Genomic DNA, 10322 nt, shown 5'->3' with positions numbered 1-10322 from the left:
GCAATGTTAGGCCAGCCGGTTTCCATGCTTATCCCGGACGTAGTGGGCTTTAAACTTACCGGTAAATTACGTGAAGGTATTACCGCCACAGACCTGGTTCTCACTGTTACCCAAATGCTGCGCAAACATGGCGTGGTGGGGAAATTCGTCGAATTTTATGGTGATGGTCTGGATTCACTACCGCTGGCGGATCGCGCCACCATTGCCAATATGTCGCCAGAATATGGTGCCACCTGTGGCTTCTTCCCAATCGATGCTGTAACCCTCGATTACATGCGTTTAAGCGGGCGCAGCGAAGATCAGGTTGAGTTGGTCGAAAAATATGCCAAAGCGCAGGGCATGTGGCGTAACCCGGGCGATGAACCGATTTTTACCAGTACGTTAGAACTGGATATGAATGACGTTGAAGCGAGCCTGGCAGGGCCAAAACGCCCACAGGATCGCGTTGCACTGCCCGATGTACCAAAAGCATTTGCCGCCAGTAACGAACTGGAAGTGAATGCCACGCATAAAGATCGCCAGCCGGTCGATTATGTTATGAACGGACATCAGTATCAGTTACCTGATGGCGCTGTGGTCATTGCTGCGATAACCTCGTGCACCAACACCTCTAACCCAAGTGTGCTGATGGCCGCAGGCTTGCTGGCGAAAAAAGCCGTAACTCTGGGCCTCAAGCGGCAACCGTGGGTCAAAGCGTCGCTGGCACCGGGTTCGAAAGTCGTTTCTGATTATCTGGCAAAAGCGAAACTGACACCGTATCTCGACGAACTGGGGTTTAACCTTGTGGGATACGGTTGTACCACCTGTATTGGTAACTCTGGGCCGCTGCCCGATCCTATCGAAACGGCAATCAAAAAAGGCGATTTAACCGTCGGTGCGGTGCTGTCCGGCAACCGTAACTTTGAAGGCCGTATCCATCCGCTGGTTAAAACCAACTGGCTGGCCTCGCCGCCGCTGGTGGTTGCCTATGCGCTGGCGGGAAATATGAATATCAACCTGGCTTCTGAGCCTATCGGCCATGATCGTAAAGGCGATCCGGTATATCTGAAAGATATCTGGCCATCGGCACAAGAAATTGCCCGTGCGGTAGAACAAGTCTCCACAGAAATGTTCCGCAAAGAGTACGCAGAAGTTTTTGAAGGCACAGCAGAGTGGAAGGAAATTAACGTCACACGATCCGATACCTACGGTTGGCAGGAGGACTCAACCTATATTCGCTTATCGCCTTTCTTTGATGAAATGCAGGCAACACCAGCACCAGTGGAAGATATTCACGGTGCGCGGATCCTCGCAATGCTGGGGGATTCAGTCACCACTGACCATATCTCTCCGGCGGGCAGTATTAAGCCCGACAGCCCAGCGGGTCGATATCTACAAGGTCGGGGTGTTGAGCGAAAAGACTTTAACTCCTACGGTTCGCGGCGTGGTAACCATGAAGTGATGATGCGCGGCACCTTCGCCAATATTCGCATCCGTAATGAAATGGTGCCTGGCGTTGAAGGGGGGATGACGCGGCATTTACCTGACAGCGACGTAGTCTCTATTTATGATGCTGCGATGCGCTATAAGCAGGAACAAACGCCGCTGGCGGTGATTGCCGGGAAAGAGTATGGTTCAGGCTCAAGCCGTGACTGGGCGGCAAAAGGTCCTCGTCTGCTTGGAATTCGTGTGGTGATTGCCGAATCGTTTGAACGAATTCACCGTTCGAATTTAATTGGCATGGGCATCCTGCCGCTGGAATTTCCGCAAGGCGTAACGCGTAAAACGTTAGGACTAACCGGGGAAGAGAAGATTGATATTGGCGATCTGCAAAATCTACAACCCGGTGCGACGGTTCCGGTGACGCTTACGCGCGCGGATGGTAGCCAGGAGGTCGTACCCTGCCGTTGTCGTATCGACACCGCGACGGAGTTGACCTACTACCAGAACGACGGCATTTTGCATTATGTCATTCGTAATATGTTGAAGTAACAAGTATTTGCTTGCCGGTTATTTTGCTTCCGGCAAGCAAACTAATTACACAATGCAAGAGGGTTATTTGTTCAGCAAATGGCCCATTTTCTCGGCTTTGGTATCGAGATAATGTTCGTTATTGGGGTTACGACCTACAATCAATGGTACGCGTTCAACAATATTAATCCCTGCTTCGGTCAGAATTTCGACTTTTTTCGGGTTATTGGTTAACAAGCGGACTTCATTGACGCCAAGGAGTTTGAACATATCAGCGCAAAGAGTGAAGTCGCGCTCATCAGCGGCGAAGCCTAACTGGTGGTTAGCCTCTACGGTATCGTAACCTTGATCCTGCAGTGCGTAAGCGCGGATTTTATTCAGCAGACCAATGTTACGACCTTCCTGACGGTGATACAGCAAAATACCACGGCCTTCCTCGGCAATTTGCGTCAATGCCGCTTCGAGCTGGAAGCCACAATCGCAGCGCAAGCTGAACAGGGCGTCACCGGTCAGACATTCGGAATGGACGCGCGCAAGTACCGGGGTATGCCCGGAAATATCGCCATAGACTAGCGCGACATGATCGTGTCCGGTTGCCAGTTCTTCAAATCCCACCATCAGGAAATCGCCCCATGGGGTTGGCAGTTTGGCTTCTGCCACACGTTTAAGCTGCATGAAATTCTCCAGATAATGCTGGTTCTGTATTGGCTTATTTTGCCATAACGAGAAGGGGTTCACCTAATCACGATGCGTCGATCGTTCACGGAATGGCACAAATCTGTCAATTTTTCCTGGAACTGGCGTTTTCAGTTATGATTGTGGGACTTATCAAAAAGGAGAGGCCATGCGTTCGATTGCCAGACGTACCGCAGTGGGAGCTGCACTATTGCTTGTCATGCCAGTAGCCGTATGGATTTCTGGCTGGCGTTGGCAACCTGGAGAACAAAGTTGGCTACTAAAAGCGGCTTTTTGGGTTACTGAAACTGTCACCCAGCCCTGGGGCGTCATTACACATTTGATTTTATTCGGCTGGTTTCTCTGGTGTCTGCGTTTTCGCATTAAGGCTGCCTTTGTATTATTTGCCATTCTGGCGGCCGCAATCCTTGTGGGACAAGGCGTTAAATCCTGGATCAAAGACAAAGTCCAGGAACCACGACCTTTTGTTATCTGGCTGGAAAAAACACATCATATTCCGGTTGATGAGTTCTACACTTTAAAGCGAGCAGAACGCGGAAATTTAGTGAAAGAACAGTTGGCTGAAGAGAAAAATATCCCACAATATTTGCGTTCACACTGGCAGAAAGAGACGGGGTTTGCCTTTCCTTCCGGTCACACGATGTTTGCTGCCAGTTGGGCACTGCTGGCCGTTGGTTTGCTGTGGCCGCGTCGGCGAACGTTAACCATTGCTATCTTGCTGGTCTGGGCAACGGGAGTCATGGGAAGCCGCCTGCTGCTCGGGATGCATTGGCCACGCGATCTGGTAGTAGCTACGTTGATTTCGTGGGCGCTGGTGGCGGTGGCAACGTGGCTTGCGCAACGAATTTGTGGGCCATTAACACCACCTGCGGAAGAAAATCGCGAAATAGCGCAACGAGAACAAGAAAGTTAACGCTGGTTGATTTTCCGAATTTAGCCCTTAAATCATCAACAATGCGCGTGGATGCCATTTCGCAGACGGCGCGAAAATGGTACTTTAAAGGGCTATTGCGGTAAGTTGACCATAATTTATTCGCTCTAACCACATAACGGGAAGTAATGTGAAATATTTACTCATTTTCTTACTGGTGTTAGCGATCTTCGTGATTTCGGTCACGTTGGGTGCGCAGAACGATCAACAGGTGACGTTTAATTATCTGTTAGCGCAAGGGGAGTACCGTATTTCCACATTGCTGGCGGTATTGTTTGCTGCGGGGTTTGCTATCGGTTGGTTGATTTGTGGCCTGTTCTGGCTGCGAGTTCGTGTTTCCCTGGCGCGCGCTGAACGTAAAATAAAGCGACTGGAAAACCAGCTTTCACCCGCGACTGACGTGGCTGTAGTGCCGCACTCGTCAGCGGCGAAGGAATAACTTTCTATGCTGGAGTTGTTGTTTCTGCTTTTGCCTGTAGCCGCTGCCTATGGCTGGTATATGGGCCGCAGAAGTGCGCAACAAAACAAGCAAGATGAAGCCAACCGCTTGTCGCGTGATTACGTAGCGGGGGTTAACTTCCTGCTTAGTAATCAACAGGATAAAGCGGTAGACCTGTTTCTCGATATGCTTAAAGAGGATACAGGCACCGTTGAAGCCCACCTTACGCTCGGAAACCTGTTCCGTTCGCGTGGCGAAGTTGATCGCGCTATTCGCATCCATCAGACCCTAATGGAAAGCGCCTCGCTGACCTATGAACAGCGTCTGTTGGCGATTCAACAACTGGGGCGTGATTACATGGCCGCCGGGTTATACGACCGCGCGGAAGACATGTTCAATCAGCTGACCGATGAAACTGACTTCCGCATTGGCGCGCTGCAACAGTTGCTACAAATCTACCAGGCTACCAGTGAGTGGCAGAAAGCAATTGATGTTGCCGAACGCCTGGTGAAGCTGGGTAAAGATAAACAGCGCGTCGAAATTGCCCATTTCTACTGTGAGTTAGCCCTGCAGCATATGGCCAGCGACGATCTCGATCGTGCCATGACATTGCTAAAAAAAGGGGCGGCGGCAGATAAAAACAGCGCCCGCGTATCCATCATGATGGGACGCGTGTTTATGGCGAAAGGAGAATACGCCAAAGCCGTCGAAAGTTTGCAACGCGTGATATCCCAGGACAGAGAACTGGTCAGCGAAACGCTGGAAATGTTGCAAACCTGCTATCAGCAGTTGGGTAAAACTGCCGAATGGGCAGAATTCCTGCAACGCGCGGTGGAAGAGAACACCGGTGCCGATGCTGAATTGATGCTTGCGGATATCATCGAAGCGCGCGACGGTAGTGAGGCTGCACAGATCTATATTACGCGCCAGCTTCAGCGTCATCCGACCATGCGTGTGTTCCATAAGTTAATGGATTACCACTTAAATGAAGCGGAAGAAGGGCGTGCCAAAGAGAGCCTGATGGTGCTGCGTGACATGGTTGGCGAAAAGGTACGTAGTAAGCCTCGTTATCGCTGCCAGAAATGTGGTTTTACCGCATACACCCTCTACTGGCATTGTCCGTCTTGTCGGGCCTGGTCAACCATTAAACCGATTCGCGGTCTTGATGGCCTGTAATTTTTAAAAAAATCCTACTTTAGTTACAACATACTAGTTATTGATGTTCCATTGTGCTCCGGCAACGACGGCGCAGAAAAAGCCTGCCAGGGGAAAAATCGCAACTGTTAATTTTTTATTTCCACGGGTAGAATGCTCGCCGTTTACCTGTTTCGCGCCACTTCCGGTGCCCATCATCAAGAAGGTCTGGTCATGACGTTAACTGCTTCATCTTCTTCCCGCGCTGTTACGAATTCTCCTGTGGTTGTTGCCCTTGATTATCATAATCGTGATGACGCGCTGTCCTTTGTCGACAAGATCGACCCACGCGATTGTCGTCTGAAGGTCGGCAAAGAGATGTTTACATTGTTTGGGCCACAGTTTGTGCGCGAACTTCAACAGCGTGGTTTTGATATCTTTCTTGACCTGAAATTCCACGATATTCCTAACACTGCTGCGCACGCTGTCGCTGCTGCAGCTGACTTAGGCGTGTGGATGGTGAATGTTCATGCCTCTGGTGGGGCGCGTATGATGACCGCAGCGCGTGAGGCACTGGTTCCGTTTGGCAAAGATGCACCGCTTTTGATTGCTGTGACAGTGTTGACCAGCATGGAAGCCAGCGACCTGGTCGATCTTGGCATGACACTGTCACCTGCAGATTATGCAGAACGTCTGGCGGCACTGACGCAAAAATGTGGCCTTGATGGTGTGGTGTGTTCTGCTCAGGAAGCTGTGCGCTTTAAACAGGTATTCGGTCAGGAGTTCAAACTGGTTACGCCGGGCATTCGTCCGCAGGGGAGTGAAGCTGGTGACCAGCGCCGCATTATGACGCCAGAACAGGCGTTGTCGGCTGGTGTTGATTATATGGTGATTGGTCGCCCGGTAACGCAATCGGTAGATCCAGCGCAGACGCTGAAAGCGATCAACGCCTCTTTACAGCGGAGTGCATGATGAGTGATTCCAACAGCCGTCTGGTCTACTCAACGGAAACCGGACGTATTGATGAGCCCAAAGCGGCCCCTGTACGCCCTAAAGGCGACGGTGTGGTGCGTATTCAGCGTCAGACCAGTGGACGTAAAGGTAAGGGCGTTTGCCTGATTACCGGTGTCGATCTCGATGATGCCGAACTGACAAAACTTGCAGCGGAACTGAAGAAAAAATGCGGCTGCGGCGGAGCAGTTAAAGATGGAGTTATTGAAATCCAGGGCGATAAGCGTGATTTATTAAAATCACTACTTGAAGCGAAAGGGATGAAGGTAAAACTCGCAGGTGGTTAACATAAAAAGCCACGGATATATCCGTGGCTTTCGAATATTTTACTGTGTGTATTATTCAGTTATTTCGTACTGAACAGAATCAAGCGTATTATAATTGCGAGTCGATAATCGACATTTATTTACGATTATTTACCGACCTGGTGACCAATAACACCACCGACAGCTGCACCACCTAATGTACCCAACGTACTGCCATCGGTCAGTACTGCACCGCCTAATGCCCCTGCACCCGCGCCGATTGCGGTGTTGCGGTCCCGTTTAGACCAGTTAGAACAGGCACTCAGAGACATTGCCAGGGTAATTGCCAGAACAGCCGCGGTCATTTTTTTGCTCGTTACAAACATAATACTCTCTCCTGAATTTATGATTCACGGAAGTAAGCTCTCTATAACTATAATAGCTAAGAATAAGCCTGGTGAAATTATTCCGTGAAATCTGCTCGCGCGCAGGGTTATATCACGCAGGTGATAATGACTTCCTGTTATATCGCTGATAATAATTTTATATCTTGAGAGTGTTAATAACAGGTAAATAGTCTTAATTATCAACCAGGAATCATCTTAGAGCGGATGATTTGCCAAACTGCAAATCATCCGTAGAGAAGGGAAATGGTTAAATGTCAACGACGTGAACGGTGAGTTTACTGTGCTCAAGATGCATCAGATCGCTGGCGCGTATTTTCGAATCGGTAATCACGCGATTGAATCGCTCAACGGGACCGATGGAGTATGAATGTACAGCACCAAATTTCGAGCTGTCAGTCAGGACTATCGCTTCGCACTCTTTTTCCAGCACGGCATTGACCACATCGGTACGCATCATATCGCGACCGGTGAATCCAGTTTCAGGTTGCCAGCCATCAATACCAATAAATGCTTTGCTGAAATGTACCTGCTGGATGCACTGGCGTGTCAAAGGGCCAACCATACTTTCGCTTTTTTTCTGGTACACGCCACCGAGCAAAATGACTTCACAAGGCGCGTCTTTCAGCAAATGCGCAATGTAGCTGCTGACTGTGATGATAGTGACATTTTTCTTCTGTTCGCCCAGAGTCCGGGCGAGCAGGGCATTGCTGCTACCATTTTCGATAAAGATGGTTTCGTCCGGTTGAACCAGTGACGCGGCAAACTCGGCGAGTTCACGCTTCAGCGTATAGTTGCTCATCATACGGGTTTCGACGTCATCACTATCAAGCGAAACTGCAAAGCCATGTGCACGGCGGAGGTAACTCAGTTTTTCGAGGGTGTTGAGATCCTGGCGAATGGTAACTTCAGAAACTCCAGTGGCTTTTGCCAGATCGGTTACGCTAACCTGACCCTGGTCAATGACCATCTGTAGAATAGTTTGTTGTCGGGAATTCATCGCTGTAATTCTTATAACGTTATAATACTAAATAAAAAAATACTGACGCGCCGGGCATCCTCAAATAGGAAAACCTGAAGGCACGATTGTTAAATCTCCCACGGTGCCTTCGGGATGTCTGGCGTAGATTCAGCAACCTGGCGCAAGAGTTCTGCTTTAAGTATCTCGAGATTATGGATCGCAGAGTGGTAATCGCCTGCCACAAGGATATCTAACACAATATCAATACGTTCGGCAACGCGCTGAGCATCAAATTCAGACATCAAGGACATCCTTATAGCAAAAGTGGAAAATGAATAATGCAAAAATTGCCGCTAAAAGAGAAGTGTTTAACAGCAACGGCTAATTATCATCCAGGAATACGATATATAATGACGGGATATAGCGCTAAGTATATATATTCATCTACTTATGCGCGCTTCAGATAGCGTTTATACCAGCGTTCGAAGGCGACGGCGGGCATCGGTTTGGCAAACAAAAATCCTTGCCGCTCATTGATCCCGTTCTTGGTTAAAAAAGCATCTTCCTTTGCACTCTCTACACCTTCGGCGATCACCTGAAGATTCAATGCCTGGGCCACAGCGACGATCGCCCGGACCAGTGACTGCGAGACAGGTTGTTTGTGAATATCTCGAACAAAAACCTGGTCAAGTTTGATGGCATCGATCGGAAAGCGCGCCAGTTGCGAAAGTGAAGAGTAGCCGGTACCAAAATCATCCAGATGCACTTGCGCACCTAGTTGGCTAAATTGTTGAATAACAGACAGTGCCAGTTCATCATTCTCAATCAGACAACTCTCTGTCAGTTCAACATCTATAGGGCAGTATTCAAAATTGAGTTCCTGGAGAACCTGTTTCAGGGCGGTGAAAATGGTTTGATCGGCGAGCTGACGTGCAGAAATATTTACCGCCACTCGCAGGTTAATACCTTTATCCCGCCACTTCGCCACCTGGCGTACGACATCGAGAATCACCCAACGGCCTAAAGGCACAATTAGCCCTGACTCTTCGGCGTAGGAAATGAAGTCCAACGGTGGAATCAACCCACGTTCAGGTGACTGCCAACGTACTAGTGCTTCCAGACTGCGCACTTCGCCACGCCAGGTGATTTTCGGTTGATAGTGAATAACCAACTGATCGTTTTCCAGTGCTTTACGCAAGTTGGTATCCAGCCAGAGATATTCAAATACCCGTTGATTCATTTCTGGGGTAAAAACGCAAAATTGTCCTCGTCCGCCTTCCTTCGCTGTGTACATTGCTGTGTCGGCGTGACGAATAATAGCCGTGCTGTCTGAACCATGTTCGGGAGAGAGTGCAATACCTACTGAACAGCTGGTATAAACTTCAATTAAACCAATGCGAAAGGGGAGCCGTAAGCGGGTCAAAATTCGTGATGCCATTGCTTCCAGCGCGCTTTGTGAGGTGTTGGATGCCAGTACCAGAAACTCATCGCCACCTGGACGCGCCAACACCTGGTCATGTTCGAGACAGCTTAAAATAGCCAATGACACGTCGCGTAATAACTGGTCACCAAACAAATGCCCATAGGCGTCGTTGACCTTTTTGAAATTATCCAAATCAAGATACACAACCCCAACTTTATTGTTATCTGCATGATTAATAGCGTGATCGATTAAATCCTGCATTGCGTTACGATTCGGCAGTCCGGTGATACTGTCGGTATTTGCCAGAATACGCAGTCGCTCCTGAGCGCGGCGCTCTTCGGTAATGTCGGTGCCGGAACAGATTAAAAAAATCTCGTTTTTGCCACTGCCGCTGTGGACAAATTTATTGCGAAACAGAAACAGCCGCTGGCCTTTACGTGTTGGTATCCACAGTTCGACTTCATATGCATTGCCGCTTCGAAAAAATACACGGTTATTGCGCCTGGATGCCGCAGCTTCACGACGGCTCATAAACAGTTTAAACACGCTTTGGCCAATGACGTCGTGTTCTTTCAACCCAGTGTAATCTTCACATAACCGATTGAAGCGTTGGATATTCCCCCGGCTGTCGAGAATCACTATTGCGGAATGTGCTTCAGAAACTACCTGCTCAGCAAAGGAAAGCCCGTGTGATAAATCACGAGCAACCGCCGGTGTGTCATGCCATGCAGACGCGTTGCCAGCCCATTCCCGTTTATTGATTTTTCGTCCTACCAGATGCACAGAAAGATCGCTTTCATCGACGGTCAGACTCATCATCAGGCTGGAGGTGATGACCGTCATTTCCCTGATGCGAGCAGCCTGTTCGGCAGATAACTGCAATGTACGATCAGGTTCTGTGGTTTCGGTGGTAGAAAAGCGCAAAACATCGCTGCTTTCCGTCAACCGCCAGTATGGATTGTGCGATCCGAGAAAGTTGTACAACGTTGTGGACTCCCTAACGGTTTTCATGATGCATATCCTCCGGTTAACAGCGGAGTCCGCGGTTAAATAAAAGGAACAACATGACTTACATGAAATTAACGGCGGCTAAACGCATTGTTTTTTTTATATATTTATTTGTAATCC

12 protein-coding genes and 1 pseudogene are annotated in these 10322 nt (G+C 49.1%); 8 read left to right on the top strand and 5 right to left on the bottom strand.

The features are described 5' to 3' along the window. Positions 1-1971, top strand: a 1971-nt coding sequence (gene acnA / locus E0D98_RS17870) for an aconitate hydratase AcnA (protein WP_085008013.1), incomplete at its 5' end; no start/stop codon positions are given. Positions 1972-2034: 63 nt separating this feature from the next. On the opposite strand, the gene ribA is transcribed toward acnA, so the two are convergent. Next, complete coding sequence (gene ribA / locus E0D98_RS17865) at positions 2035-2625, bottom strand: GTP cyclohydrolase II (RefSeq protein WP_001176295.1); 591 nt, start codon at positions 2623-2625, stop codon at positions 2035-2037. A 169-nt stretch (positions 2626-2794) separates the two neighbouring features. Between ribA and pgpB the strand changes: the two genes are divergently transcribed. From pgpB to yciH, 5 genes are all read left to right on the top strand, one after another. Continuing rightward, a complete protein-coding gene (gene pgpB, locus E0D98_RS17860; protein ID WP_001256538.1) occupies positions 2795-3559 on the top strand; it encodes a phosphatidylglycerophosphatase B in 765 nt (254 codons plus the stop codon). Positions 3560-3707: 148 nt separating this feature from the next. Beyond that, positions 3708-4016: a lipopolysaccharide assembly protein LapA gene (lapA, locus tag E0D98_RS17855; protein ID WP_000876286.1), complete on the top strand. Its 309-nt coding sequence runs from the start codon at positions 3708-3710 to the stop codon at positions 4014-4016. 6 nt (positions 4017-4022) lie between these two features. Then, positions 4023-5192, top strand: coding sequence for a lipopolysaccharide assembly protein LapB (gene lapB, locus E0D98_RS17850; RefSeq protein WP_000891350.1), 1170 nt, complete (start codon positions 4023-4025; stop codon positions 5190-5192). A gap of 192 nt (positions 5193-5384) precedes the next feature. Further along, positions 5385-6122, top strand: coding sequence for an orotidine-5'-phosphate decarboxylase (pyrF, locus tag E0D98_RS17845; protein ID WP_000176278.1), 738 nt, complete (start codon positions 5385-5387; stop codon positions 6120-6122). Continuing rightward, the gene (yciH, locus tag E0D98_RS17840) at positions 6122-6448 is read left to right on the top strand and encodes a stress response translation initiation inhibitor YciH (RefSeq protein ID WP_001295580.1); all 327 of its coding nucleotides are present in this window, start codon (positions 6122-6124) and stop codon (positions 6446-6448) included. Before pyrF ends, yciH begins: the two co-directional genes overlap by 1 nt. Positions 6449-6573: 125 nt before the next feature. On the opposite strand, the gene osmB is transcribed toward yciH, so the two are convergent. The 3 genes from osmB to yciZ all read right to left on the bottom strand — a co-directional run bounded on the left by osmB (position 6574) and on the right by yciZ (position 8073). Next, on the bottom strand, positions 6574-6792 hold the full coding sequence (osmB, locus tag E0D98_RS17835; protein WP_000498253.1) for an osmotically-inducible lipoprotein OsmB: 219 nt from the start codon (positions 6790-6792) through the stop codon (positions 6574-6576). 268 nt (positions 6793-7060) lie between these two features. Beyond that, positions 7061-7810 (bottom strand): DNA-binding transcriptional regulator YciT, encoded by a 750-nt coding sequence (locus E0D98_RS17830; RefSeq protein ID WP_047086936.1) that lies wholly within the window; start codon positions 7808-7810, stop codon positions 7061-7063. Positions 7811-7899: 89 nt separating this feature from the next. Continuing rightward, on the bottom strand, positions 7900-8073 hold the full coding sequence (yciZ, locus tag E0D98_RS17825; RefSeq protein ID WP_001288368.1) for a protein YciZ: 174 nt from the start codon (positions 8071-8073) through the stop codon (positions 7900-7902). 36 nt (positions 8074-8109) lie between these two features. Here yciZ and ymiD point away from each other — a divergent pair, with 36 nt between their 5' ends. Continuing rightward, positions 8110-8238, top strand: a complete 129-nt coding sequence (ymiD, locus tag E0D98_RS27965) for a protein YmiD (protein WP_211180493.1) — start codon at positions 8110-8112, stop codon at positions 8236-8238. On the opposite strand, the gene pdeR is transcribed toward ymiD, so the two are convergent. After that, complete coding sequence (pdeR, locus tag E0D98_RS17820; protein ID WP_000859953.1) at positions 8220-10205, bottom strand: cyclic di-GMP phosphodiesterase; 1986 nt, start codon at positions 10203-10205, stop codon at positions 8220-8222. The genes ymiD and pdeR overlap by 19 nt on opposite strands. Positions 10206-10258: 53 nt before the next feature. On the opposite strand from pdeR, the pseudogene E0D98_RS27960 reads away from it, so the two are divergent. Then, positions 10259-10322, top strand: a pseudogene (locus tag E0D98_RS27960) (hypothetical protein); the annotation flags it as partial.

This window comes from Escherichia sp. KCJ4928, from assembly GCF_004352695.1.
Classification (GTDB): domain Bacteria; phylum Pseudomonadota; class Gammaproteobacteria; order Enterobacterales; family Enterobacteriaceae; genus ECMA0423.
This window is presented reverse-complemented; position numbering and strand designations above follow the sequence as displayed.